The sequence below is a fragment of the Hymenobacter sp. NBH84 genome, from assembly GCF_014217645.1.
GTDB lineage: Bacteria > Bacteroidota > Bacteroidia > Cytophagales > Hymenobacteraceae > Hymenobacter > Hymenobacter profundi.
In genome coordinates this window covers 2,119,804-2,145,786 of the sequence record NZ_CP043644.1, presented here as the reverse complement: position 1 = coordinate 2,145,786, position 25,983 = coordinate 2,119,804, and the positions used below count along the sequence as shown (strand labels likewise).

At 58.1% G+C, this 25,983-nt stretch carries 19 protein-coding genes; 13 read left to right on the top strand and 6 right to left on the bottom strand.

Features of this window, described 5'->3' with window-relative positions:
• The first annotated feature begins 146 nt into the window (after window positions 1-146).
• Window positions 147-1,490 carry an NAD(P)/FAD-dependent oxidoreductase gene (locus F1C16_RS08980; RefSeq protein WP_185283986.1) on the top strand — a complete coding sequence of 448 codons (1,344 nt, stop codon included), beginning with the start codon at window positions 147-149 and terminating at the stop codon, window positions 1,488-1,490.
• A gap of 168 nt (window positions 1,491-1,658) precedes the next feature.
• On the opposite strand, the gene F1C16_RS08975 is transcribed toward F1C16_RS08980, so the two are convergent.
• A complete protein-coding gene (locus F1C16_RS08975; RefSeq protein WP_185283985.1) occupies window positions 1,659-2,615 on the bottom strand; it encodes a YihY/virulence factor BrkB family protein in 957 nt (318 codons plus the stop codon).
• 175 nt (window positions 2,616-2,790) lie between these two features.
• Here F1C16_RS08975 and F1C16_RS08970 point away from each other — a divergent pair, with 175 nt between their 5' ends.
• Window positions 2,791-3,237 (top strand): DUF2062 domain-containing protein, encoded by a 447-nt coding sequence (locus F1C16_RS08970; protein ID WP_185283984.1) that lies wholly within the window; start codon window positions 2,791-2,793, stop codon window positions 3,235-3,237.
• A 141-nt stretch (window positions 3,238-3,378) separates the two neighbouring features.
• Here F1C16_RS08970 and F1C16_RS08965 read toward each other — a convergent pair whose 3' ends face one another.
• The 4 genes from F1C16_RS08965 to F1C16_RS08950 all read right to left on the bottom strand — a co-directional run bounded on the left by F1C16_RS08965 (window position 3,379) and on the right by F1C16_RS08950 (window position 6,062).
• Complete coding sequence (locus F1C16_RS08965; protein WP_185283983.1) at window positions 3,379-4,347, bottom strand: enhanced serine sensitivity protein SseB C-terminal domain-containing protein; 969 nt, start codon at window positions 4,345-4,347, stop codon at window positions 3,379-3,381.
• A 169-nt stretch (window positions 4,348-4,516) separates the two neighbouring features.
• Window positions 4,517-4,933, bottom strand: a complete 417-nt coding sequence (locus tag F1C16_RS08960; protein WP_185283982.1) for a cytochrome c — start codon at window positions 4,931-4,933, stop codon at window positions 4,517-4,519.
• On the bottom strand, window positions 4,930-5,634 hold the full coding sequence (locus tag F1C16_RS08955) for an SCO family protein (RefSeq protein WP_185283981.1): 705 nt from the start codon (window positions 5,632-5,634) through the stop codon (window positions 4,930-4,932). The genes F1C16_RS08960 and F1C16_RS08955 overlap by 4 nt, the downstream gene beginning before the upstream one ends.
• Entirely contained in the window at window positions 5,631-6,062 is a 432-nt protein-coding gene (locus F1C16_RS08950) for a hypothetical protein (RefSeq protein ID WP_185283980.1), read from the bottom strand. The genes F1C16_RS08955 and F1C16_RS08950 overlap by 4 nt, the downstream gene beginning before the upstream one ends.
• Window positions 6,063-6,329: 267 nt before the next feature.
• Between F1C16_RS08950 and F1C16_RS08945 the strand changes: the two genes are divergently transcribed.
• The 7 genes from F1C16_RS08945 (at window position 6,330) to F1C16_RS08915 (ending at window position 16,790) form a co-directional block, all read left to right on the top strand.
• On the top strand, window positions 6,330-7,007 hold the full coding sequence (locus F1C16_RS08945; protein WP_185283979.1) for a response regulator transcription factor: 678 nt from the start codon (window positions 6,330-6,332) through the stop codon (window positions 7,005-7,007).
• A 174-nt stretch (window positions 7,008-7,181) separates the two neighbouring features.
• Window positions 7,182-8,558, top strand: a complete 1,377-nt coding sequence (locus F1C16_RS08940) for a HAMP domain-containing sensor histidine kinase (protein ID WP_185283978.1) — start codon at window positions 7,182-7,184, stop codon at window positions 8,556-8,558.
• A 195-nt stretch (window positions 8,559-8,753) separates the two neighbouring features.
• Window positions 8,754-9,875 carry a 23S rRNA pseudouridine(2604) synthase RluF gene (rluF, locus tag F1C16_RS08935; RefSeq protein ID WP_185283977.1) on the top strand — a complete coding sequence of 374 codons (1,122 nt, stop codon included), beginning with the start codon at window positions 8,754-8,756 and terminating at the stop codon, window positions 9,873-9,875.
• A gap of 348 nt (window positions 9,876-10,223) precedes the next feature.
• Window positions 10,224-10,529, top strand: a complete 306-nt coding sequence (locus tag F1C16_RS08930) for a hypothetical protein (protein WP_185283976.1) — start codon at window positions 10,224-10,226, stop codon at window positions 10,527-10,529.
• Window positions 10,530-10,587: 58 nt separating this feature from the next.
• On the top strand, window positions 10,588-11,739 hold the full coding sequence (locus F1C16_RS08925) for an efflux RND transporter periplasmic adaptor subunit (RefSeq protein ID WP_185283975.1): 1,152 nt from the start codon (window positions 10,588-10,590) through the stop codon (window positions 11,737-11,739).
• 107 nt (window positions 11,740-11,846) lie between these two features.
• Window positions 11,847-15,014 carry an efflux RND transporter permease subunit gene (locus F1C16_RS08920; protein WP_185283974.1) on the top strand — a complete coding sequence of 1,056 codons (3,168 nt, stop codon included), beginning with the start codon at window positions 11,847-11,849 and terminating at the stop codon, window positions 15,012-15,014.
• Window positions 15,015-15,320: 306 nt separating this feature from the next.
• The gene (locus tag F1C16_RS08915) at window positions 15,321-16,790 is read left to right on the top strand and encodes a TolC family protein (RefSeq protein WP_185283973.1); all 1,470 of its coding nucleotides are present in this window, start codon (window positions 15,321-15,323) and stop codon (window positions 16,788-16,790) included.
• Between the two features lie 155 nt (window positions 16,791-16,945).
• On the opposite strand, the gene F1C16_RS08910 is transcribed toward F1C16_RS08915, so the two are convergent.
• A complete protein-coding gene (locus tag F1C16_RS08910; protein ID WP_185283972.1) occupies window positions 16,946-18,106 on the bottom strand; it encodes a LacI family DNA-binding transcriptional regulator in 1,161 nt (386 codons plus the stop codon).
• Between the two features lie 325 nt (window positions 18,107-18,431).
• On the opposite strand from F1C16_RS08910, the gene uxuA reads away from it, so the two are divergent.
• From uxuA to F1C16_RS08890, 4 genes are all read left to right on the top strand, one after another.
• Window positions 18,432-19,682, top strand: a complete 1,251-nt coding sequence (gene uxuA, locus F1C16_RS08905) for a mannonate dehydratase (RefSeq protein ID WP_185283971.1) — start codon at window positions 18,432-18,434, stop codon at window positions 19,680-19,682.
• A gap of 78 nt (window positions 19,683-19,760) precedes the next feature.
• Entirely contained in the window at window positions 19,761-21,860 is a 2,100-nt protein-coding gene (locus F1C16_RS08900) for an alpha-glucuronidase family glycosyl hydrolase (RefSeq protein ID WP_185283970.1), read from the top strand.
• Window positions 21,861-21,898: 38 nt separating this feature from the next.
• On the top strand, window positions 21,899-22,717 hold the full coding sequence (locus tag F1C16_RS08895; RefSeq protein ID WP_185283969.1) for an SDR family NAD(P)-dependent oxidoreductase: 819 nt from the start codon (window positions 21,899-21,901) through the stop codon (window positions 22,715-22,717).
• 30 nt (window positions 22,718-22,747) lie between these two features.
• On the top strand, window positions 22,748-25,876 hold the full coding sequence (locus F1C16_RS08890; RefSeq protein WP_185283968.1) for a TonB-dependent receptor: 3,129 nt from the start codon (window positions 22,748-22,750) through the stop codon (window positions 25,874-25,876).
• The last annotated feature ends 107 nt before the right edge of the window (window positions 25,877-25,983 follow it).

Sequence of the window (25,983 nt, the reverse complement as noted above, 5' to 3'; positions counted from 1 at the left end):
GTAACCCCTAGCGGCGGAAGTGCGGGCATAAGCCCAACGGTGGGCAGAAGTTACCTAAACCACAGGGGCGTTTTTGCAGTTAATATCTGAAGGCGACGGCCTATTCTCCCTGTTTGGTTCTCTCGCTATCCTTTCCCTCTCGCTGTATGATAACTCCCGAAACCCTTTCTCTGAATATTCCGGCCACTAAAAAGCCCCGCGTTGTCATTATTGGTAGTGGCTTTGGAGGCGTCAATTTGGCTAAAAAGCTGGCCGGACACGAGTTCCAAGTTGTGATGTTCAGCAAGCTGAACTACTTCGGTTTCTGGCCGTTGCTCTATCAGGTGGCTACGGCCCGCCTGGAGCCCGAAACGATTGCCGAGCCCATCCGCAAGCTGTTCGATAAAGACTACCCCGACTTTCACTTCCGCCCAGTGCGGGTAACCAACGTCGACCCAACGGCCAAAACCGTGACGACCCTGGTAGGCGAGTTGAGCTATGACTACCTGGTAATTGCCACTGGCACGCGCACCAACTACTTCGGCAACGACCAGGTGAAGCAATTCGCCTTCCCCCTCAAGCAGGTGTCGGATGCTGTGAGCCTGCGCAGCCAGCTATTGCAGGCGTTCGAGCAAGCCAACATGACCAGCGACCCCACCGTGCGCGAGCAGCTGCTGAACGTGGTGGTGGTAGGCGCCGGCCCTACGGGCGTAGAAATGGCCGGCTCCATTGCCGAAATGCGCGCCCACGTGCTGCCAGAAGACTATCCCGGCTTGGATTTCAGCCAGATGCACATCTACCTGGTAGAGGGCCTGGACCGCGTGCTACCACCCATGTCGCCTGTGTCCAGCGCCCACACGCACGAGGACCTGAAGGAACTAGGCGTGATTGTGAAGACCAATACGCTGGTAGAAAACTACGACGGGCAGGTGGTGAAGCTGAAAAACGGAGAAGAAATCCGGGCACGGACGCTGATTTGGGCCGCCGGCGTGACGGGGGCCACAGTAGAGGGCATGCCCAAGGAAACGTTGGAGCGCGGCCGTTACGTGGTCAACTTGTTCAACCAAGTGCAGGGCTTCTCCGACGTATTCGCTATCGGCGACATTGCCCTGATGCGGAGCGAGAGATGGCCAAATGGCCACCCTGGCGTGGCGCAACCTGCCATTCAGCAGGGCGTGCACCTGGCCAAAAACCTGCACCGCCTACGCCGAGGTGAGATACTAGAGCCATTTTCCTACTTCGATAAAGGCTCTCTAGCCATCACGGGCCGCAACCGCGCCGTGGCCGATCTACCCGGCGGTAAGCACCTGAGCGGCTTTATGGCCTGGGCCGCGTGGCTATTCGTGCACATTTTCTACCTCATCGGTTTCCGCAGCAAGCTGGTGGTGATGGCCAACTGGGTGTACCGCTTCTTTACCTATCAAAGCGGTACGCGCGTGATTATCAGTCCGTACGTGCGCAAAGACGATGTGAAAACGCAGGAGTTCATGCAGCGTCAGCAGATGGAATAGTGGTGAATTTATGAGTGAATAGATAGACAAAGCGTCTGTCATGCTGCGCGCAGCAAAGGACCTTATCACGTTAGGACGAGTCGTTGTTACACTTGTCGTTCTACTGTCATAAGGTCCTTCGCTGCGCGCAGGATGACAGACGCTTTCTTGATTTACAACCTAACCACTTCACCCCTGGCTCTCCTCTTCCTCCTCAGCTAAATTCACCAGCCGGTAGCGTACGGCGTGGCGTTTGGGCTTGATGTCGTGGCCGATGTAGTGGGCATAGACTTTCGTGAAGCAGGCGCCGAAATAGAAAATCATGGCGCAGTAGAATACGAAGAGTAGCACCAGCACAATGCTGGATGCCGGCCCGTAAATAGGACCAAGATTGCGCGGCACCAACAAATAGCCTAAGATAAATTCGCCCAAATCAATAAGTATGGCCGTGAGTACGGCGCCGGGCAGCACGGCTCGCCACGAAACAATGGCCAGACTAAGCGTGCGGAAGGTGAAGGCAAACCACGCCACCAGAATCAGCAAAGACGCCAGTCGGTTGAGCGTTTGAACTACATAATAGCCGAAAGAAGCATTGAAATCGACGAGCGAGTGGGCAAATAGCGAGAGCAGCGCGTCTACCAGAAATGCCAGCATGGAAAGGCCCGCTGTGGCCAGCAACACACGTAACGAGCGGCCTCGCTCTTTCAGGAGATTGGAAAACGGCGAAAACCCATTCTCCGGCCGGATGCTCCAGAGCTGGTTGAGGGAGTGCTGAATAACGACAAACAGCGTAGTGGCGATGAATAGCAGGAACGCGAAACCCAACCACGTCACGGTGCGGCTGCGCTCCACGTTAGTCACGTTTTGCAAAATCTGCTGTACCAGCCCTGCGGCCGAAGCGCCCAGCAAATCGGCCACTTTGGTGAGCAGCATCTGCCGCACAATAGATTTGGAATAGAGCGACCCCAGCACCTGAATCAGGATGATGACGATAGGGGGTAGGGCAAACGTGGTGAAAAACGCCGTGGCCGCCCCTAGCCGCAGTGGGTCATTGGCCGACAGCATCCGACTGGCACGGCGCAGTAGCACGAAGAAATCCTTCCACTCTTTTGACCGAGGCTGGCCTGGCACGCGTACTTTTGTCATTCCCTGATTGATTCGCTGGCCAAGTAGCGCCGGAGCGGACTGCGAAGATACAACGCGGGGATGCCCGTCGTCTATCAATGCCTCAAAAACCTGCCTTGTTTTGGTTGAACCCGCCGCCCCGCTACCGCCCTCTTCATCGCCGCCTTCTTGGCTGCGCCGCCGGGTGCTATTGCCTTTGCAAAATATTCTCAAACAAGGGCTTACTCCGCACCAATTGGCCCTCACCACAGCCGTAGGGGTAGCCATTGGCATTGTGCCGGTGCTGGGCGCCACCACGTTGTTGGGCACGCTGGCGGCCGTACGCCTGCGTCTGAATGTGGCCGCCATGCTGCTCATCAGTCACCTAATGAGCCCGCTGCAACTGCTGTTTATGCTGCCGCTGCTGCGGTTTGGGGCGCCGCTGCTGGGCGCCAACGCCCAAACGCTGACGATGGGCCGCGTGCGTTATCTATTCACGCATGATCTGGGTGGTGCCTTCACGCTGCTGTGGCGCGCCGAGTTGGGCGCGTTGCTGCTGTGGCTGCTGGCCGCGGTGCCGCTGGGCCTTATCCTGTATTTCAGTGCCCGGCCAATCTACCAGCGCCTGTTGCAGAAGAAGGCTCTGAAGGAGTTGGAGGGCTAAGGAGTAGAGGACTTACATCCTTAAAGTAAAAAACAGGCCGTCATGCTGAGCTTGTCGAAGCATCTCTACAGGTAGTAAATTGATTACTCACAATAGAGATGCTTCGACTCCGCTCAGCATGACGGCCTTTATGTATCCTACTTACTTCTGATAAATCGGCTCGCTTTGCAGGAAGTACTGGTTAATGGGCTCGCCTGAAGCGGGGTCGATGAGCATCATGTCCAGCTGGGGCTGGTTGGTGAGGTGCTCTTGCAGCGTGGGGCCGAATTCCTGTAGGAAATCGGGGTTGGCGGCGGTGGAGTGGAAAGCCAGCAGCAGGCGCGGTGGCTCTGGTGAGCCCTGAATCTGCATCTGGGCTAGGTAGGCGGCTTCAATGTCAGGGTTGGTGGCGCAGTAGGTACGCACGGCCTCCGCCAGGCCAGCCGTCGACTCGTGGGGTGGGCCCAGCATCACCTGCATTTCCTGGCCTTCGCCCTCGCCAGGAATATTGGTGAGGTTGCCAGCCAGCAAATCGGCCAGCTCGGCGGCGGGTAGCAGCTTGCCTACTGGCGAGAAGGGGTTGAGGGCACAATCGGCACCTTGCACCATCTGAAACAGGTCGATGCCGCGCAGGCGCAGGTAGGAAATCGTCTCCTGTTCCACGGCGCCGTCACTCACGCGCTCCAGCGACGTAAATACCGGAATCTTGCCGTCGTTCAGCACTTGCAACTGAATTTCCATGCCTTCGGTGGGCGTCACTTCGCCGGGCTCCAGGCCTTCTTTGGGGTGCAGTACTACTACCACTTCTTCCTGTAACAGCGCCCGGTAGAAAATGGGGCGTGCACTAGGCTCGGCGGCGGCGCGCATCAGCAATTCCTCCAGCACGTTGGTGGGCTCAAAGTCAGGCATAGGCGGCATGGGCGGAATATATGGCTCCTGCATAGGAGGCATAGGGGGCATGGGCGGCGGTGCTGGCACACCGGCTTGCGGCGGCGAAGTATAATTGGAGCCTTTGTAGCGAGGGCCACCAGGGGTAGCGGGCTGCTCGGGGGTAGAGGGGGTAGGCGTTGCCGACGGTGTAGGAGTGGAAGTCGGCTCGTTTTTAGGTTTCAGAAAGTCAAACAGACCCATAGGAAAGGAATCAATAACGAAGCAAAGGAATAAGAAAAGTTGTTAGGGAGCAGTTGATAGTTGTCAGTCAACGATTTAGTTTAAAACCAACAATTGACAACTAATATCTGACAACTTAGGAAGGCCAAGCTAGGCAATTTGGGGCAAATTTATGCAGTGGCGCGGCCAATTACTGGCCGTCGCTGCCGTGGCAAGCATCCAGCAGCTCCGACACCTCCCGGATGGTGTACGTCTGATTTTGATTGCCCCACTGCTGCTGCACAAAGTTGAGAATATTGGTAATCTGCGAGTCAGTGAGGTCGTCGTGGCCGGGCATCACCTGGTTGAAGGTCACCCCATTGACTACAATCGGGCCTTGCTGCCCCTTGCGGATCAGGCAGGGTAGGACGGCGCGCTGCTGGCGGAGGTAGTCGGCGCCGGCCAGGGGCGGAATCAGGCGGCGCAGCCCCTCGCCCTGCTCGCCGTGGCAGCTGGCGCAGTGCGTGACGTAGAGCTTCTCGCCCTCATTCTGGCGGTTGGAAAAACAGCTGACCAGCAAGCTAGCCACTGCCAGACCCGCCGCGCCGCGCAGCCACCAGCTCCTCACGGCTGCTTAGCAGTAGCGGTGGCCGGGGTAGCGCTTACTTCCTGTAACAACACCGGAATTTCCTTGATTAAACGGTCTACCTCGTCCTTGTTCAGGCCGTCGTAGATGCCGCGCACGTGGCGGTTGGGGTCTACCAAGGCAAAAGCGCCGGTGTGGGCAAAGCCGCCGGGGGCTTCTTTGTCTACCTGAGCGCCCGTCATGTAGGCGCGGGCCAGCGCAAACACCGTATCGTGGGGAGCGGTGGCGAAGTGCCAGCGCGAGGCGTCGGTCACGCCCAGGCGCTCGGCATAGTCGCGCAGCACAGGAATAGAGTCGTGGGCCGGGTCGATGGTGTGCGACAGGAACACCACGCGTGGGTTGTCTTTATACTTTTCGTACACGCGCAGCAGTTCGCTCTGCATTTTGGGGCAAATGCTGGGGCAGGTAGCAAAGAAAAAGTCGGTGATGTAGACCTTGTCCTCGAACGTAGCGTTGGTGACGGGCTGCCCGGCCTGATCGGTGAGGTGGAAGGTAGGGATGGTGGCGTACACCGTATCGGCGGGGCCGCCGGTGGGGCTGGGCACCACTTCCCGCTCCCCAATGTAGGGCAACTGGGCAGTTTGCTGATCAGCGGAAGACGACGAGCAGGCGGGTAGCAGTGCGAGGCTGCCGAGGCCAAAAAACAACGGGCCGAGGGCACGGCGCAGGGCAAAACGAATCATTGAGCAGAACTAGGGGTAGGCGCCGCGCCGGCGGCCAGCACTTGCCGGGCCGAGTCGAGGCTACTGGAAATGAGAACAGCCACGGAGTCGATTTTGTGCTGCTGCTGGGCATAATACTGCAACTTTCGCTCGTGGTCAGTGGAGTCGGCCGGGCGGCGGTACTGGTGCATCCAGCCGGTCATGGCGGCTTCGGCGCGGAGCAGGCTGCGCACCTGCCGGCCCGTGCGGGCGGTGTCGGGGCCGGGCTGCTGTTGCAACTGCTGGCGCAGCTCGTACACCGGGCCGGTGGTTTGGGCCATGGCCTCGTCGTGCTTGCTCAGCACGGCTTTTTCGGCGGCTTCTTCTTTTTGCTTGTCGCTTTCCAGCGACAGACAGGCGGGTAGGGCGGCCAGCGTCAGCAGCCCCAATAGGAAAGTGGACGTTCTCACGCGGGCAAAGGTACAAAGGAGCGGGGGAGAAGGGTAGGGAGGTGTGAGGGTAGGAGGGTGTCAGGGTAAGAGGGTGTGAGGGTGTAGAGGTGTGAGGCTAGGTTGTCTGTCATCCTGAGCGTAGCGAAGGACCTTGTGCCAGTTGAACGACTGACTCAACAACGACTCGTTCTCACGTGATAAGGTCCTTCGCTGCGCTCAGGATGACAGACGACCTACCCCACTCACACCCCCATACCTTCCCCCATACCCTCATATCTTTGCCCCATGAAACTGCTGCTCGTCGAAGACGAACCCAAGCTGGCCTCTTTTATCCAGAAAGGCTTTGCCAATGAAGGCTACGATATTGAAGTGGCCTATGATGGGCGCGTGGGCCAGTCGCTGCTGCGGCAGAACAGCTACGCGCTGGTGATTCTGGACGTGAACCTGCCCTACCTCAATGGGCTGGAGCTGTGCCGCCTGAGTCGGCAGCTGCACCCCACGGTGCCCGTGCTGCTGCTCACCGCCCTCGATAGCCTCGACGACAAGGTGCTGGGGTTCGAGGCCGGCGCCGACGACTACCTCGTGAAACCCTTCGAGTTCAAGGAACTGCTGCTGCGCACCCGCGTGCTCACGCGCCGCGCCACCGAGGCCAGCACCGTGCAGCGGATACTGCGCATTGCCGACCTGGAACTAAACCTAGAATCGAAAATCGTGACCCGCGGCGGCCAGCGCATCGAGCTGACTACCAAGGAGTATGCCCTGCTGGAATATCTGCTGCTGAATCGTGGCAAGGTGATTTCGCGGGTGGATATTGCCGAGAAGGTGTGGGAACTGAACTTCGACACCAACACCAACGTCATTGATGTGTACGTGAGCTACCTGCGTAAAAAGCTCGACAAAGGCTACCCTATCAAGCTCATTCATACGATGGTAGGCATGGGCTACGTGATGCGGGAAGGGTAGGGAGTGAAGTTGTCTTGTCATGCTGAGCCTGTCGAAGCATCTCTACCGCTTCGCTGCTGTCATCGGGAATTACTATCAGTAGAGATACTCCGACTCCGGCTGTGCCTACGCTCAGTATGACCAGACAATTCATCATCTTACAACTTCACCGCTCACAATTTCACCACTTCTCCTTTGCTGATTCGGAATAAGCTGTTGTTGCGCTTTACGCTGCTGGTGGTAGGCATTCAGCTGGCGCTGTCGGCGTTTATTTACTACTTCAGTTCGTTTTCGCGGGAGCAGCGCTACTACCATCGTCTGGAGGGAAAGGCGGTGCTGGCGGCGCGGCTGCTCATCCGGCGGGCCAACCTGGATACGGCCGTGCTGCGCACTTTCCGCCGCGCCGACCTGCTGACCATGCACCAGGAATACATCGGCATCTACGACGAGCAGAATCAGCTGGTATACGGGCTAGGCAAGTCACTGCGCCCCCTACCCGATTCTGTGTATCTCAATCAAATTAGAAGCACACGCCCAGCGCACTTTCAGCTGGGCGGGCGCGAGGGGGTAGGGATACTGTATCAACATCAGGGCCGGAGCTACCGCGTGTTGCTGGTGGGGCAGGATGTGTTTGGGGCGCGGGAATTTGCCAAGCTGCGGCTGCTGCTGCTGGTAGGCAATCTGGGTGCGCTGGTGCTGATTATTCTGGCCGGCTGGTACTTCACCGACCAGGCCCTACGCCCCATTGCCCGCGTGGTGCGGCAGGTAAAGCGCATCACGGCCTCCAACCTGAGCCGGCGCGTGGCCGAGGGCAACCGCCGCGACGAAATCGCACAGCTGGCCATCACCTTCAACGAGATGTTGAGCGGGCTGGAGCAAGCTTTCGAATCGCAGAAAAGCTTCTTGTCGCACGCCTCGCACGAGCTGCGCACGCCCCTGGCCAACCTGCTGGGCACGCTGGAAACCTCCTTGGCCTACGACCACGACCTGAGCGAAGCCCGCCAGAGTACCGCGTCGGCGATGGAGGAAATTCGCCGCCTCATTGCCCTCACCAACGACCTGCTGGCCCTAGCCAAGGCCGATGACACGGCGTTCCGAAGGGAGCCCGTACGCCTGGATGAATGCGTGACCCAGGCCCTGACGCTGTGCAAGACCAAGTACCCTACCCGTACCATCCGCCTGGATTTCGACGATTTGCCTGAAGAGGTAGAAGACCCGTTTATGGTGCTGGGCAACGCTCAATTGCTGACCACTGTGGTGTTCAACCTATTGGATAATGCTTGCAAATACTCGGCGGGCGCTGTGAGTAGTACCCTGGGCTACGCCGATTCTGCTACTCTGCGCCTCACCATCACTGATGCTGGAAAAGGCATGAGCCCAGCCGAGCTGACGCACGTGTTTGAGCCGTTGTATCGTGGTGAAAGTGGCCGCCACATGCCCGGCCACGGCCTGGGCCTACCCATCACCCGCAAGATTGTGCAGCGCCACGGCGGGCAGCTCACGCTGGCGTCAGAGCCCGGCGCGGGTACCACGGCTACGGTGCTGCTGGCCGCCATGCAGGAGGTAGGGTAGGAGTCGCCAAAACTAGTTTGACCTGTGTGGTTACCGCATGCGCCACGCTGAAATCCACGCTAGATTCCTTACTTCAATCGAAATGCCCTGCGAGGTTAGCCGTATCTTTGCCGGCAGCCGACCCGCAGCGGGCTGGTCACTGCTTTTTTTATCGCTGGTCTAAGTACCCCGCACCCCGCGTTACGCTCTACTACTATGGCAACCCGACTCAATAAATACATCAGCGAAAGTGGCGTGTGCTCGCGCCGCGAAGCCGACCGCCACATCGAGCAAGGCAACGTGACGGTGAACGGCAAGCGCGCCGCCATCGGCGACCAGGTAACGAGCCGCGACCGGGTAGTGGTGAACGGTGTCCACATCGAGCCCCGGCCCGAGGAGGAGGCGGTGTACCTGGCCTACAACAAACCCCCCGGCATCGTCACGACCACTGATTTGGGCGTGAAGGACAACGTCATCCGAGCCATTAAGCACACGGTGCGCATCTTCCCCATCGGCCGCCTCGATAAGGAGTCGCAGGGCCTGCTGCTGCTGACCAGCAACGGCGACATCGTCAACAAAATCCTGCGCGCCGGCAACCAGCACGAGAAGGAATACATCGTGATGGTAGACAAGCCCATCAAGGATGATTTTCTGGAAGCCATGCAAAATGGAGTGCCCATTTTGGGCGTGATGACCCAGAAATGCAAGGTGGTGAAGGAAACGCCCTACATTTTTCGGCTGACGCTGATACAGGGCATGAACCGCCAGATTCGGCGCATGTGCGAATATTTCGGCTACGAAGTGGTGCAGTTGGAGCGCATCCGCGTCATGAACATCAGCATCAAGGGCCTGGGCCCCGGCGAATGGCGCGAACTACGCGAAAAGGAGCTGAAGGTGCTGTTTGAGATGATTGAAGACTCGAAAGGCACCGACGATGGCCGCACGCCGCGCCGCCGCAAAGTCGTATCCACGGCCGATCAGTGGGGCGACCGTTCGGGCCCCAAAACAAATCGCCCGACCATCGGCCGGGCCGATATCGTGCGTCCCGCCTTCGACCCCTCCCTGCGTGACGACGCTCCTCGCAAAGCCAAGTCCCTTCCTGCCGGCACCTGGCTCGACAAAGACACTACGCGGCCTGGCGCGAAGCCCAAGCGGCTGGTTACGGCCGGCCGCAGCGTCGCCTCCGGTCGGCCTACCGACAAGGCCGGCCCCCGACCCGGTAAATCGACCGGCCCGAAAAGCGGCCCCCAGGGCGACGCCAAGCGCCCGGCCAAGGGGGCCGGCAAACCGGCTAAAGGCAAATCCAGCGGTAGCCGCGGCGCCAGCCGGAGCCGGTAGCGCCGCGCCTTTATCTCGATTCTTTCCTATCTGAGTCTACCGAAAAACAGAAAATACCGGCTGGCGAGCTGTGCGTAGCGTTACGGCCGACTGAATCAGCAAGCGGACCGCTAAAAACTGATTTGGCTGGTATAATTATGCGACACGATACGCTGAAATCCGCTCTACTGTAGGAGGGATTATTCGCGGTAGAACTGTTCCGGCGCCGTGCGCTCGGCGCAACGTCGCGCCCTAGATAGACCAGCCACTTTATCTCGGTTGCGGTCTTTTTTAATCTTTTCTAATGTTATTCTAAGACGGCTCTAACGTCGCAGCGGTTGCTTTGTAGTACACAAGCCCGAAAACCGAATGCAACAAGATAGCCGGCACATCATGCTGATTTGGCTGCTGTTGGGAGCCCTGCTGCTGTCAACGGGGCTGAATTGCTACCTCGTGCTGCCGCAGAACGACACCGCCTGGGTAGGCTGGCTGGGTTCCGACGACGAAGATGAAGACGAGGAGTTGCCCAGCGTGCCCAATGCCATTGAAGAACTACGCCTCACGCGTGCCATGTTGGCTCGCTGTCAGGCCGAGCATCTACGTAAGGACAGTTTACTGGTAAGTGAAGCCGCCAGCAAGTTGCCGGCAACGGCTGCTGCCTCTGGTCTCAGATGACTACGAGCCGCTTTTTTGTTTGTGAATCAATCCTCCTACACCTTTTTACTTTCTCTCCGTGTCTCTTTCGGATTCCTCTTTCCGCCAGTTTTTCTGGTTTGTTTTACCGTTGGCTGCTGCTACGCTAGGTAGCTGCTCTGAAAAAAGCCAGGCCGATACCAACAAATCGGATGTGCCGGAGGTGCCGGTAGTGCAACTCGCCCCCCGCGACACCGTGCTCCACCACGATTACGTGGCCGATATTGAAGCAGTGCGCAACGTGGATGTGCGGGCGCGGGTACCTGGTTTTCTGGAGCACATTTACGTGGATGAAGGCCAGGTTGTGAAGAAAGGCCAACCCTTGTTCCGCATCAATGCGAGCGAGTACAAAGAGCGCCTGGCTAGCTCGGCGGCCAACGTGCGCAACGCCCAAGCCCAGGAACAGGTAGCAGAGCTGGAGCTGAACCGCGTGCAGATGCTGGTGAAGAAAAACATCATTGCTTCCTCGGAGCTGGATGTGGCCCAGGCCAAACTGAGAGCGGCACAGGCGATGGTGCGGGAGGCGCGGGCCACACAGGCCAATGCCAACTTCAACTTGTCCTACACGCTTATCAAAGCGCCCTTCGATGGCATCATCGATCGGATTCCGCTGAAAACGGGTAGCCTCGTCGACAATGGTACGTTGCTGACCAGCGTATCGGACCTGGGCGCTGTGTACGCCTACTTCAATGTGGCTGAAAATGAATACCTGGAGTACGCAAAAACCCGCCAGCGCACCAAGAAGTCTGGCCACGATAGCGTGACGCTGGTGCTGGCCGACGGCACGCCCTACCGCCACGGCGGCCGCATTGAAACCATGGAAGGCGAGTTTGAGGAAACTACTGGCTCTATTGCCTTCCGGGCGCGTTTTCCCAACCCCGAAGGGCTGCTGAAGCACAATGCCAGCGGCCGGGTGCGCCTTCAGAACGAGGTGAAAGACGCGTTGCTGGTTCCGCAACGCGCCGTGTTTGAGACGCAGGATAAAAACTACGTGTTTGTGGTGGGACAAAATGGCAAGATCAAGCAGCAGTCGTTCACACCCCAAGCCCGTTTGTCGGACTTCTATGTAGTGAAATCGGGTCTGAAAGCCGGTGAACGAATTGTGTACGAAGGCGTGCAGGACCTGCGCGACGGCAATACCATTCAGTCCCGACCCGTGACTATGAAAACGCTGCTGGCTGAAGCTCAGTAGTTAGAACGAACTCCCCTCCTCTGTTAAGGAGGGGAACTAGCCTAGCTTTTAGCCCTAGTTTCCAGCCTCCCACCCACTACCTCACCTAAGCATTCCTACCCTCCTCTATGTTCGACATATTCATTCGCCGGCCGGTACTGTCGCTGGTTATTTCGTTGGTTATCGTGTTTCTGGGCCTGCTGGCCCTGATTCAGCTGCCCATCACGCAGTTTCCCGACATCGTGCCCCCATCGGTGACGGTGACGGCGCGCTACACCGGTGCCAACGCGGAGGTGTGTACCAAAGCAGTAGCCACGCCCCTGGAACGCGCCATCAACGGCGTGCCGGGCATGTCCTACCTCACCTCAGTGAGTACCAACAGCGGCATCACGCTCATCACCGTGTTCTTCCAGGTAGGCACCGACCCCGACCTGGCGGCCGTGAACGTGCAAAACCGCGTGCAGACGGTGATTGACGAACTGCCGGAAGAGGTAATTAAGGCGGGTGTAAGTACCGAGAAAGAGGTGAACAGTATGCTGCTCTACCTCAACATCATGAGCGATGATAAGGCGGTGGGGGAGAGGTTTATTTACAACTTCGCCGATATCAACGTGTTGCAGGAGCTGAAGCGGATTGACGGGGTAGGATTCGCCGAAATCATGGGCTCGCGTGAGTACTCCATGCGAGTGTGGCTGCGGCCCGACCGCATGGTGGCCCTGAACGTATCGGCCGACGAGGTGATTGAGGCCATCCGGGCGCAAAACGTGGAGGCGGCCCCCGGCAAATCGGGCGAAAGCTCGGGCGAGGCCGGCCAGGAACTACAATACGTGCTACGCTACACGGGTAAGCTGTTCGAGCCCAAGCAGTACGAAAACATTGTGGTGCGCGCTACCCCCGATGGCTCGGTGCTGCGCCTCAAGGACGTGGCCCGCATCGAGTTCGGCTCGCTGAACTACGGCATGACCTCCAAGATTGACGGGCGGCCCTCGGCGGCCATCATGCTCAAGCAACGTCCCGGTTCCAACGCTTCGGAGGTAATCGAAAACGTGAAGAAGCGCATGGCCGAGCTGAAAGGCACGAGCTTCCCGCCCGGCATGACCTACAACATTGCCTACGACGTGTCGCGCTTCCTCGATGCCAGTATTCACGAGGTGCTGCGCACGCTGGTGGAGGCGTTTGTGCTGGTGTTCCTAGTGGTGTTCATCTTCCTGCAAGACTGGCGCTCTACCCTCATTTCGGCCCTGGCCGTGCCGGTTGCGCTCATTGGTACGCTGTTTTTCATGCAGCTGCTGGACTTTAGTATCAACCTGCTCACGCTGTTTGCGCTAGTGCTGGCCATTGGTATTGTGGTCGATAACGCCATTGTGGTGGTGGAGGCCGTGCACGTGAAGATGACCGAGGACCACATGAGTCCGAAGGAGGCCACGTTTGCGGCCATGCACGAGATTGGCGGCGCTATTATCGCCATCACGCTGGTGATGTCGGCGGTGTTCGTGCCGGTATCATTCATGGATGGTCCGGTGGGTGTGTTCTACCGCCAGTTCTCGCTCACGCTAGCGTTTTCCATTGTGATTTCGGGTATCAACGCCCTCACGCTCACGCCGGCTCTGTGTGCGCTGTTGCTGCGTCATGCCCCCGAGGGTGAGCAAAAAGGTCTGCTGGGTCGCTTCTTCGGCGGGTTCAACCGCTACTACGAGGGCCTGGCCCTGCGCTACCAGAAGCTGGTGCGCGTGGTGGCCAACCGCCGCGTAGTAACCATTGGGCTGATGCTGGTATTCTTTGTCGCCACATACGGCATCACCACCATCCTACCCACCGGCTTCATCCCAACCGAGGACCAGGGTATGATTTACGTGAACGTGACCACGCCGCCCGGCGCTACCGTGGAGCGCACGGAAAAAATACTCGACGAGGTACAGCGCATCGCCGCGAAGTTGGAGCCGGTAGAGTCGGTATCGACGCTGGCCGGGTATAGCCTGACTACGGAGGTAGCTGGCTCGTCGTACGGCATGGGCATGATCAACCTGAAAACCTGGGACGACCGCAAGGAGTCGGTGCAGGACCTGATTGCCATTCTGGAGGAGAAAACCCGCCACCTCAAAGACGCCGATATTCAGTTTCTACCCCCGCCCACGGTGCCGGGCTTCGGTAACTCCAGCGGCTTCGAGCTGCGCCTTTTGGACCGCACCGGTCGCGGCGACCTGCAACAGACCGCCCGTGTCTCGAACGAGTTTATTGCGGCCCTGCAAAAGACGCCCGCTGTGGGCTCGGCCTTCACCAGCTTCGACGCCAGCTTCCCGCAGTACCTTATTCACGTAGACCAGGAGCAGGCCGCCAAAAAAGGCGTGACCATTGATAAAGCCATGAGCACGCTGCAAACGCTGATGGGCTCGTTCTACGCCTCTAACTTTATCCGCTTCGGGCAGATGTATAAGGTGATGGTGCAGGCTGCACCTAGCTTCCGTACCAAGCCCGAGGACGTGCTGAAGATGTACGTGAAAAACAACCGGGGCGAGATGGTGCCCTACTCCACCTTCGTTCGTTTGGAGCGTGTATACGGCCCTGAGCAGCTTACGCGCTATAACATGTATACCTCGGCCATGCTGAACGGCGACGCCGCCAACGGCTTCTCCTCCGGCGACGTGATTAACACCGTAGCGCGGGTAGCCGCCGAGGAACTGCCCCGCGGCTACACCTACGAGTGGTCGGGTATGACGCGCGAGCAGGTACTGTCCGGCGACCAGGCCCTGTATGTGTTTGCGGTGGTGCTCCTGTTTGTGTACCTGCTGCTAGCCGCTCAGTACGAAAGTTTCCTGCTGCCGCTGCCGGTTATTCTGAGCTTGCCGGCCGGTATTTTCGGGGCGTTCTTGTTCCTGAAATTGCTGGGGCTGGAAAACAACATCTACGCCCAGGTGTCGCTGGTAATGCTGATTGGTTTGCTGGGTAAAAACGCCATCCTCATCATCGAGTTTGCGGTGCTGCGCCGCAAGCAAGGCGCATCTATCCTGGATGCGGCCGTGGAAGGCGGCTACTCCCGCCTACGCCCCATCCTGATGACCTCCTTCGCCTTCATTGCCGGTCTGCTGCCGCTCACGATTGCCACCGGCGCCGGTGCCCTCGGCAACCGCAGTATTGGTACGGCGGCAGCGGGTGGTATGCTCATCGGCACGCTGGTGGGGGTAATTCTGATTCCGGGGCTGTACGTGCTGTTTTCGCGGGAGAAGAAAGAGCCTGTGGAAGACAAGCACAGCCCAGTGGAACCTGTAGCCGAAGAAACCGCCCACGCTATAGCTTAATGCTTTGAGAAGTTAGAACAAATTCCCCTCCTTTTTCAAGGAGGGGGTAGGGCGTGGTAAAAGTCATCAGAACGATATCTAGGATTAGTTTTATCTACTCTTTGACTTACTAGGCTTAGCATCGTTCTAACAGTTTTACCACCCCGCCCTGCGGGCACCCTTCCTTGAAAAGGAGGGAAACTAACCCTAGGCCTTGGCTTCTAACTTCTGGTTTTATTCACTGCCTAGCTACTAGCCTCCAACAACCCAAACCATACGCCCAGCAGAAGACCGTCGCTGCCGCTGCCTTCTCTCCTCCATACCTGCATGAACCCATCTTCTATGACCCGCCGTTTCCTACCCTTGGCTGCTAGTCTGGCACTGTTGCTAGCTGGTAGCTGCCGCTCGGTAGGCCCGGTGACCATGCCCCGTGCTACCCCCATCCCCACTACCTTCGGCACCGTCACGGATACTACCAGCGTCACCGATACGGTGAGCATGGCCAACCAGCAGTGGCAGCACTTCTTTGCTGACCCCAACCTGGTTGCGTTGCTCGATACCGCTATTCGCTCCAACCCGGATCTGGGCATTGCCATGCAACGTGTAGAGGCAGCGCGTGCCAACGTGTTTATTACGCGCGGTGCTCTGCTGCCGGCCATCACAGGTGTGGCATCGGCCGGGGTGGAGCGCTACGGCAAATACACCCTCAACGGCACCGGCAACTACGACACCAACCTGTCGCCTAACATTGATGGTCGTCGCCTTATCCCAAACCCTACCCCCGATTTCTTTCTGGGCCTGCGTAGCGCTTGGGAATTAGATATCTGGGGTAAGCTACGCAACCGCCGCCGCGCCGCCTTCCTGCGCGTGCTAGCCACCGAAAAAGGTCGTCAGTTCGTGCAAACGGCCTTGGTGGCCGAAGTAGCTCGCCTCTACTACACCCTGTTGGCTCTCGATAACGAGCTAGTAGTGCTAGGCAAAAACCGGGCATTGCAGGAGCGCGCCGTGGAGATTGTGAAGATCCAAAAGGCCGGTGGCCGCGCCACGGAGCTAGCTGTGCAGCAGTTTATTGCTCAGCTCCTGCGTACACGCAGCCTACAATACGAAGCCCGGCAGCGCGTGGTAGCCGCCGAGAATGAGCTGAACCGCTTGCTGGGGCGCTACCCGCAGCCCATCACCCGCGGCGAGCCTATTGGCGTGCAGCCCCTGCCCGCCAGCGTGGCCGCCGGTGTGCCCGCTACCATGCTCCTGCGTCGCCCCGATGTACAGCAGGCCGAGCTGGAGCTAACGGCGGCCAAAGCCGACGTGGCCGCCGCCCGCGCTGCCTTCCTACCCTCGCTGGTGCTCACGCCCTACGTAGGCTTTAATGCCTACCGCACCTCCGTATTGCTGAATCCTAGCTCTTTGGCCTATGGCCTGTTGGGGGGCCTCACAGGCCCCATCCTGAATCGCGCCCCCCTCCGCGCCGATTATGCCCGTAGCGCCGCCGAGCAACGCACAGCCTACTATGAGTATCAAAAAGCCGTGCAAACCGGCTTTGAGGAAGTGGTAACCAACCTGAAAGGCATTGAGAACTACCAGCGCATGTACGAGTTACAGCAGCAAGAAGTGGAAGCCCTCAACAAAGCTGTTGACATCTCCAACGACCTCTACGGCGTGAATTACTCATCTTACCTCGAAGTAATTACGGCCCAGCGCAACGTGCTGGAGGCGGAGTTGAACATCACCAAAACCCGTCGCGAGCAGTTCCTGCTCCTCATAGACCTCTACCGCGCCCTGGGCGGCGGTTGGGAGTAAGTTAGGGTAGTAGGGTAGGAAGAAAATATGTCATCCTGAGCACAGCGAAGGACCTTATGGCAGCAGAACGATTGACGTAGCAACGACTCGTTCAACTGGCATAAGGTCCTTCGCTGTGCTCAGGATGACACATCTTCTTCCTACCCTACTACCCCCTAAGAACTCCTCTTCAACGACGACTGTCGCACTACTAAATCGCCGGCAATGACGAAGGTGCGGGGCTGGAAGTTTTCCTTTTGCTGTACCTGCTCCAAGAACAGACGGGCCGCTTGTTGCCCGATGCGGTAGGGGTGCAGGTCGATGGTGGTGAGGCCTGGCTCGATAAGGGCCGCCAGAAACTCGTCGCCGAAGCCCACAATGGCCACGTCTTGCGGCACGCGGAGGTTGCGCTGTTTCAGGGCCAGAATCAGATCGAAGGCGTTGGTGTAATTGATGGCGAAGATGGCGTCCGGCGGTTCGGGTAGGACCAGCCAGGTAGCCAAGGCTGCTTCGGCTGCCTCAGACCGGAAGTTGATGTGGGCGCGTAATTCGTCGAGTATCGGCAGGCCGTGTTTCTGCAAGGCGCTGAGGTAGCCCGCCTCCCGCTGCTGACTGATGAGCAGCGACGCAGGTCCGGCCAGAATGGCAATGCGCCTGCAGCCCTGCTCAATTAGGTGCTCCGTGAGCACAAAGGCGGCGTGCCAGTCGTCCAGAATCACTTTGGCGCTATCTATCTCGTCGCTGACTCTATCGAAATGCACCACCGGAATGCCCCGGCTGGCGGGCGGCTTCACATGGTCGAAATTTTCCGTTTCGCGGGAATGGCAGATCAGCAGACCGTCTACCCGGCTAGCTACCAACGCCTGCACGTTGCTCACCTCCATTTGATACGATTCCTTCGACTGGCAGATCATCACGCGGTAGCCCGCCTCGGCTGCTACTTGCTGAATACCGCTGACAGCCGTAGCAAAAAACGGCCGTTCAATATCGGGTATCACCACGCCAATAGTATTGGTTTCGCTGCTTTTCAGACTCTGCGCCAATAAGTTGGGCTGGTAGTCGAGTTGGCGGGCTACCTCCAGAATGGCTTGGCGCGTGTTGGCATTGATGTCGGTGTGTCCGTTCATGGCCCGCGATACGGTGGAGGGCGCCACGCCCAGCACTTTGGCCACATCGCTGATGGTAGTCTGGTGGCGCTTGCGCGGTGGGGTAGGAGGGGCCGAGGCGGCATCAGTGAAGTGATAGTCGCAGGCTTTGCAGAAGTAACGCTGGCGGCCCCGAATAAACCCAGCCCGCATCACAGAATCGGCTAAGCCGCACTTGGTACACTTCATCATAGTTGAATGGTATTTTGGGAAAGGGAAGTAGTATCAAACAAATAAACGCACAGGAATAGTCGTTTCATTATTCAAAGATAAACTACAAATATTTTTTTGACGAAGTAACGAAAAAAATACCTATCGGAACCGTTTTCGAAAACGTTTACGATAGTTTTATTTATGCAAACAGTCATTTGGAGGGTTACTGTAACGTTTGCGGAGACGATTGTATGGTTAACTTCGACAGAAATTAAGGCACAAAAGCAATAGAGTAACGTAGGCCTTCATACGTCTGCCTAAAGCTGTAATGTGTCTTAAAATTGTATTATAACAAGTAAAGGTCATGTTGCAAACCATGCGTTGGTTCGGTCCGCAAGATCCGGTTTCGTTGGCTGCTTTGCGGCAGGCAGGCTGCGCGGGAGTGGTAACAGCACTGCACCAAATGCCAGTAGGCGCAGTGTGGAGCGTAGAGGCTATTCAGGAGCGTCAGCAACTCATTGAAGCCGACAACGACAAGCAGACACCCCTGCACTGGGCGGTGGTGGAGAGCCTGCCCGTACACGAGGACATCAAGAAAGGTCGCCCCACCCGCGACCAGTACATTGCCGCCTATCAGGAATCGTTGCGCAACTTGGCGGCCTGTGGTATCCGCACGGTGTGCTACAACTTTATGCCCGTGCTGGACTGGTCGCGCACCAACCTAAGCTACCCCATGCCCGACGGCTCGCGGGCGCTACGCTTTGTGTGGCAGGACTTTGCTTTGTTCGACTTGTGCATTCTGCGCCGTCCCGGTGCCGAGGCCGACTACGAGCCCACCGTGGCCGAAGCCGCCCGCCAACAGTTTGCGTCCATGACAACGGAGGAAGTACAACTCCTCACCAACGTAGTGCTGCTGGGCCTGCCCGGCTCGGAGGAAGCGTTTGAACTGCACCAGTTTCAATCCTTACTGAACGAATACGCTGCCATCGACGCGGCTGCGCTGCGCGAGAACCTGCACTACTTCGTGCGGGCCGTGGCTCCCGTGGCCGAGGAACTAGGCATCGGCCTGTGTATCCACCCCGATGACCCGCCCTACCCCTTACTGGGTCTACCCCGTGTGGTGAGCACCGAGGCCGACCTCACGGCCCTGCTCGCGGCCTGCGACGTGCCTGCCAACGGCATCACGTTTTGCACGGGCTCGCTGGGCATACGCACTGATAACGACCTGCCCGGCATGATACAACGCCTGGGGCACCGCATCCACTTTGTGCACCTGCGCTCCACCAAGCGTGAGGAAAACCCGCGCAACTTCCACGAAGCCGACCACCTCACCGGCGACGTGGATATGTATGCTGTGGTGCGGGCGCTGGTAGAAGAAGAACTGCGTCGGAAAGCTGCTGGTGAAGAAAAAACCACCCTCCCCATGCGCCCCGACCACGGCCACCAGATGCTCGACGACCTGGAAAAGCGCACCTATCCTGGCTACTCGGCTATTGGCCGCTTGCGTGGCTTGGCCGAGTTGCGCGGGTTGGAGCTAGGTATCCGCCGCAGCTTGTCGGACCAAGCCGCCGCAGAGAAATCGACGCTTGCCATGCTCTCCGTTGATGCGCGCTGACAATAAATAACTAGCTGATTTTCAAAATAAAAAGACACAAGGATGGCCGGCTGAGTAGCTGACCAATTCGCTCCTCGTATGCCGTACCGCTACCTTCTGTTTCTGCTGCTAAGTCTACTCGCTCACCGTGGCCTCGCCGACGATGGCTACCGGCTGTGGCTGAAGTACGACCAGTTGCCAGAGGCCAGTCAGCGTAAGGCGGCGTTGCGCAATGCCCGCTTCATTGCTGTGCCGGCTAACGCGTCGGCTACCCTGCAAACCGCTGCTCGCGAGCTGCAAACGGGTTTGCAAGCGCTGCTGGGGCAGGCGGTGCCAGTAGGGGAGGCGCGCGGCAAAGGTGGGATTCTGCTAACCGTAGCCCCCGACCCCGCCTTAGGCCGTGAGGGCTACCGGGTAACCACCCAAGACGGCAACATCCGCATCAGCGGCCCTACCGATGCGGGTGTGCTCTACGGGAGCTTTGCGCTGCTGCGTCACTTGCAAACCGGTCAGTCGCTGGCAGGCATCAACCTGAGCAGTCAGCCGAAAATTCAATACCGCCTTCTCAATCACTGGGATAACCCCAACGGCACTGTGGAGCGCGGCTATGCAGGCTCCAGCATCTGGAAATGGCAGGAACTGCCCGAGGTGCTCGACCCACGCTACCAAGACTACGCCCGCGCCAATGCCTCTATTGGCATTAATGGGGTAGTGCTCAACAACGTAAATGCCAGCCCCCGCCTGCTCACGGCCGAGTACCTGCGCAAAGTAGCCGCCCTGGCCGGCGTAATGCGGCCCTATGGTATTCGGGTGTATCTGTCGGTGTTTTGGGCGGCGCCCAAAGTACTGGGTGGCCTTCCCACCTCCGACCCATTGGACCCACAGGTGAAGCGCTGGTGGGCGGCCAAAATGGACGAAATCTACCGGGCCGTGCCTGATTTTGGGGGCTTCGTGGTGAAGGCGAATTCTGAAGGCGAACCAGGCCCGCAGGACTACGGCCGCAACCACGCCCAAGGCGCCAACATGCTGGCCGAAGCCCTGGGCCAACACGACGGCATTGTGATGTGGCGCGCTTTCGTCTACAAGGCCGACGGGAGCGGCGACCGTTTCAAGGAAGCCTACCAGGAATTTCAGCCATTGGATGGGCAGTTCAACCCCAAGGTGCTAGTGCAGGTGAAAAACGGGCCGATTGATTTTCAGGCGCGGGAGCCGTTTCACCCACTTTTTGGCAAGATGCCCCGCACCCCGCTGGTGCTGGAAGTGCAGCTTACGCAGGAATACCTGGGCTTTGCTACCCACCTAGTGTACCTCGCTCCCCTGATCAAAGAATGCTTGGAAGCTGATACCCACGCTAAAGGACCGGGCTCGACAGTGGCTAAGGTGGTAGACGGCAGCTTAGACCAGCACCGCATCAGCGGTATTGCCGGGGTAGCCAACATCGGCGCTGACCGCAACTGGACGGGCCACCCCATGGGCCAAGCCAACTGGTACGCTTTCGGGCGCCTGGCCTGGGACCATACACTACCTGCTAAGGCTATTGCGCAAGAGTGGACGCAAATGACGCTGACCCAAGAACCCAAGGCCGCTGCTACCATTGTGGCGTTGCTGGAACAGTCGCGCAGCATTTACGTGCGCTATACTACGCCGATGGGCCTGCACCACATCATGGGGCAGACGTTGCACTATGGTCCCGAGCCCTGGTTGGCCAAGAGTGCCCGCCCCGACTGGACCGCCGTGTACTACCACCGGGCCGACGCCGAGGGCCTGGGTTTCGACCGTACCGCCCAGGGTAGCAATGCCCTCAGCCTCTACTACCCGCCCGTGCAGCAGCAATGGGGCACGTTGGCTACCTGCCCGCTCAACTACCTGCTCTGGTTTCACCACGTGCCCTGGGACTATAAACTCAGTACCGGCCGCACCCTTTGGAACGAGCTCACTACTCGCTACTACACCGGCGCTGACTCGGTGCAGTGGATGCAGCAACAGTGGGCGCAGGTGCAACCCGCCGTGGACCCCGCCCTGCACGCCGACGTGACGGCTCGCCTGCACGTGCAGCAGCGCGAGGCCCTGTGGTGGCGCGATGCCTGCGTGCTCTACTTCCAATCCATAGCGCGCCGGCCGCTGCCGCCGGGCCTGCCGCCGCCCACCCGCACCCTAGCCGACATTAAAGAACAAGTTGATACCTATCAACTTCGCTAGTTATTTTTCTCATTTTCAATTGCCTGGCTTCCTGGTACATGAACACGCATTTGGTTTCTCCTGCTTCTAACGGCCACGCGTCGCACCCGACGGCGCAGCCGCATAACGTTTTCTCCCTGGAAGGCCGCCTGGCCCTTATTACGGGCGGTGGCAGCGGCATTGGGCTAGAAATAGCCCGCTGCATGCTCACGGCCGGCGCTACTGTGGTGATTACCGGCCGCCGCGAGGAAGTCCTGAAGGAGGCTGTAGCCGGCTTGGGCGAACGGGCCGCTTACATGGTAAACGACGTGACGGAGCGGACTTCGCTGGAGGAACTGGTGGAGCAGATTGAGGCGGCGCACGGCCCGCTGGATATCCTCGTCAACAACGCCGGTATCAACATGAAGAAGCCCGCGCTGGAAGTAACCGACGAGGAATTTGACCGCATTGTGCACACCAATTTGAACGCGGTATTTGCCCTCACCCGCGTGTGCGCCCGCCGCATGATGGCCCGCCAGCGCGGCGTAATTCTGATGATTTCCTCCATGGCCGCCTACTACGGCATCGACCGAGTAGCCGCCTATGCAGCCTCCAAGGCAGGTTTGGAAGGGATGGTAAAAGTGCTGGCCTCGGAATTTTCAGGCGCTGGGGTGCGGGTGAATGCCATTGCACCCGGCTTCATCGAAACAGCCATGAGCCGCACCGCCATGAACAACGACCCCGACCGCCGCGACCGGGCCATGCGCCGCACGCCCATGGGCAAGTTTGGCCAGCCCGAGGACATTGGTAATGCCGCTGTGTTCCTGGCCTCCGACGCGGCCCGCTACATCACCGGCGCCTCGCTGCCCGTGGATGGCGGCAATTCTATTGGGTTCTAGTTTTTAATGTTTTTCCAAATTCCTACCACCATGCATTCACCATTACGAAAAACGGTCTTAGGCCTGAGTTTGCCGCTGTTTGCGGCCGTAGGACTACCCACTGTTAGTCTGTTTCTACCGACTGCGCAGGTGATGGCGCAAGCCTCACAAACAGTTTCCGGCCAGGTTGTCGGGGCAGATAGCAACGAAGGTATTCCAGGCGTTACGGTTCTGCAAAAAGGTACCACCAATGGCGTCTCAACCAATAGCAGTGGGGAGTATACGCTGTCGGTTCCTGCTGGGAGCACGCTGGTATTCAGCGCTATCGGTTATGTAAGCCAGGAAGCAGTTGTTTCGGGCGCCACTGTGAACATCAAGCTGGCAACTGATACCAAGGCGCTGGATGAGGTAGTAGTGGTGGGGTATGGTACTCAGCGCGCAGAAGCCGTAACGGGTTCAGTGGCTTCTATCAGCGGTGAAAATCTGCGTGAAGTGCCCTCGGCCAACATCTCACAGGCTCTGCAAGGCCGGTTGCCGGGTGTGCAGTTCTCGCAGACCTCCTCGCAGCCGGGCGCTGCCACGCAGATTCGCATCCGCGGGGTACGGTCCCTTACTGCTAGTAATGATCCGCTGATCGTACTGGACGGCATCCCGTTCCCGGGCTCTATCGGCGACATCAACCCCAACGACATCCAGAGCGTTGACATTCTGAAAGATGCCTCGGCCACCGCTATCTACGGCTCGCGCGGAGCCAACGGCGTGGTACTGGTAACCACCAAGCGGGGCAAAGTTGGGCAGAAGGCGCAAGTAGTGTACGATGGGTTTGTGGGCGCGAAAACACTCTTCGCCAAATACCCCATGATGAATGGGCCCGAGTTTGTGGAGCTTCGCCGGGCTGCGGGCCTGTACTCCAACCCCGCCACCGGCGCTGTTCAGTACGGCCTGGATGAGTCGCCTGACGTGGATACCGATTGGCAGGACAAGCTCTATCGAACTGGGATGCAGATCAACCAGAACGTGGGGATTTCCGGCGGCACGCAGAATGGGCGGTACAACTTCAACGCGGGCTATTACCAGGAAGAAGGCGTAATCCCTACCCAGCAGTACACCCGCTATACGGTACGTGGAGGACTAGACCAGGGCGTGGGTAAATATGTCCGGTTGGGTTTCACAGTAAACAATAGCTATAGCCTAACAGAAGGCTCCAACGTAGGCATATACGGTACATTGAACTCAACCCCCATTGCCAATCCGTACAACGCCGACGGCTCTTTAAAAAGAGTTATTAGCATGGTGGCAGATAACCAATGGGTGTATACCAGAGATGTCGTAGAGGCTAATAAAGATAGATGGTTGAGCCAAACGCGAAGCCTAGCCAGCTACAACTCCATATACGGGGAGTTTAAGATTCCGGGAGTAGAAGGATTGAAGTATCGCCTCAATTTGGGGGTAAACTACCGCCAGAGCCAGGGTGGCTCTTATACCGGGCAGGGTATCGGCTCCGACAATCCTACTAACCCTTCTACGGCCTCGGTTAGCAACTCCGTTACGACCGATTATACCGTCGAAAACCTGCTGACCTACGACCGCACTTTTGCTGGCAAGCATAATATAAATGCGGTGGCCCTATACTCGGCTTCCAATAACGTGTTTAACCGGTCGCAGATTAATGCCCGGGATATTCCTTCTGACGCCTTCCAGTTCTACAACCTGGGGCTGACGACGCCCGATTTAATCACGGTAAACCCTGGTGACCAGCAGTACCAAAAATTTGGTTTGTTGTCTTATATGGGCCGCGTGATGTATTCCTACGACGACCGGTATCTACTGTCGGCTACGGTTCGTTCGGACGGTTCCTCGCGCCTCTCGCCGGGCTACCAATGGAATACCTATCCCGCTGTATCAGTAGGCTGGAACGTAGCCCGCGAGTCGTTCATGCAGGATGTGACGGCCATAAATCTGCTGAAATTCCGGGCTGGCTACGGCGTCACGTCAAACCAGGCGGTTTTACCGTACGCTACCTTGGGCCTGCTGTCAACCCGCCCCTACAACTTTGGCCCTACCAACTACCAGACCGGCCTATTTGTAACCCAGTTGCCTAACTCAAAATTGGGCTGGGAGTACTCGAAAACCTGGAACTACGGGGTGGATTTTGCGGTCCTGAACAACCGTCTTTCCGGTACGGTTGAGTACTACGTTACTAAAACCGAAAACCTACTGCTTAGTGTAGGATTGCCGCCGACCTCAGGCGTAGGGAGCTACACGGCCAACGTGGGCTCCACCCAGAATAAAGGCATTGAACTTTCGTTGAACGGGGTAATCCTGGAAAATCTCAACGGCTGGACCTGGGAAGCGGGTGTCAACATGTACGCCAACCGCAACAAGATTACGGCGCTGGCCGGCGAGCGAACCCGGGACGAGGGAAACTGGTGGTTTGTAGGCAAGCCAATCAACGTAGTGTTTGACTATGAGAAAGTAGGGCTCTGGCAGCAAGAAGAGCCATATCGGGACATTCTGGAGCCCGGCGGAGCCGCAGGGATGATCAAGGTAAAATATACCGGTGACTACAATGCGGATGGCACTCCTACCCGCGCCATTGGCGCAGCCGACCGGCAGATTCTGGATACTAACCCCAAATTTCAGGGAGGATTTAATACCCGGGTTGCCTACAAAGGCTTTGATCTGAGCGCAGTGGCTGCCTTCCAAAACGGTGGTCTGCTCAACAGTACCATTTACGGCTCGGCAGGTTACCTGAACATGCTGACTGGTCGTCGCGGAAACGTGAAGGTGGATTACTGGACGCCTGAAAATACGGATGCCAAATACCCCAACCCAGCTGGCCCTAGAAGCGGCGACAATCCAAAATACGGCAGCACACTGGGCTACTTCGATGCCTCATATATGAAGATTCGCACCATCACCCTCGGCTATAACTTCGATAATATCAGCTGGTTGCAAAACAAGGGCGTGAGCAGAATGCGTTTTTACGTGACGGCTCAGAACCCCTTCGTATTCTTCTCGCCCTACAAGCGTGAGTCGGGCATGGATCCGGAAACCAACTCGTTCGGCGACCAGAACGCGGCCGTGCCTTATAGCGGCAACCTGAGCCGCATCCTGACCTTGGGTACCAATGCGCCTGCCACCCGCACCTATCTGGCAGGCCTTAACCTTACTTTCTAAGAAAATCAGACATGAAACGCTCTACTATAAAATTTCTGATTGGCGCAGCCGTGATATCGATGTCTGCGACCGGGTGTGAGGATATTTTGGACGAACAGCCCAGAAGT

What these genes read in the sequence shown, in the direction of transcription:
- F1C16_RS08980 (WP_185283986.1), top strand. Translation starts at nt 147, where the DNA reads ATGATAACTCCCGAAACCCTTTCTCTGAATATTCCGGCCACTAAAAAG.
- F1C16_RS08975 (WP_185283985.1), bottom strand. Translation starts at nt 2,615, where the DNA reads ATGACAAAAGTACGCGTGCCAGGCCAGCCTCGGTCAAAAGAGTGGAAG.
- F1C16_RS08965 (WP_185283983.1), bottom strand. Translation starts at nt 4,347, where the DNA reads ATGGGTCTGTTTGACTTTCTGAAACCTAAAAACGAGCCGACTTCCACT.
- F1C16_RS08955 (WP_185283981.1), bottom strand. Translation starts at nt 5,634, where the DNA reads ATGATTCGTTTTGCCCTGCGCCGTGCCCTCGGCCCGTTGTTTTTTGGC.
- F1C16_RS08945 (WP_185283979.1), top strand. Translation starts at nt 6,330, where the DNA reads ATGAAACTGCTGCTCGTCGAAGACGAACCCAAGCTGGCCTCTTTTATC.
- rluF (WP_185283977.1), top strand. Translation starts at nt 8,754, where the DNA reads ATGGCAACCCGACTCAATAAATACATCAGCGAAAGTGGCGTGTGCTCG.
- F1C16_RS08930 (WP_185283976.1), top strand. Translation starts at nt 10,224, where the DNA reads ATGCAACAAGATAGCCGGCACATCATGCTGATTTGGCTGCTGTTGGGA.
- F1C16_RS08920 (WP_185283974.1), top strand. Translation starts at nt 11,847, where the DNA reads ATGTTCGACATATTCATTCGCCGGCCGGTACTGTCGCTGGTTATTTCG.
- F1C16_RS08915 (WP_185283973.1), top strand. Translation starts at nt 15,321, where the DNA reads ATGAACCCATCTTCTATGACCCGCCGTTTCCTACCCTTGGCTGCTAGT.
- F1C16_RS08910 (WP_185283972.1), bottom strand. Translation starts at nt 18,106, where the DNA reads ATGATGAAGTGTACCAAGTGCGGCTTAGCCGATTCTGTGATGCGGGCT.
- uxuA (WP_185283971.1), top strand. Translation starts at nt 18,432, where the DNA reads ATGTTGCAAACCATGCGTTGGTTCGGTCCGCAAGATCCGGTTTCGTTG.
- F1C16_RS08900 (WP_185283970.1), top strand. Translation starts at nt 19,761, where the DNA reads ATGCCGTACCGCTACCTTCTGTTTCTGCTGCTAAGTCTACTCGCTCAC.
- F1C16_RS08895 (WP_185283969.1), top strand. Translation starts at nt 21,899, where the DNA reads ATGAACACGCATTTGGTTTCTCCTGCTTCTAACGGCCACGCGTCGCAC.
- F1C16_RS08890 (WP_185283968.1), top strand. Translation starts at nt 22,748, where the DNA reads ATGCATTCACCATTACGAAAAACGGTCTTAGGCCTGAGTTTGCCGCTG.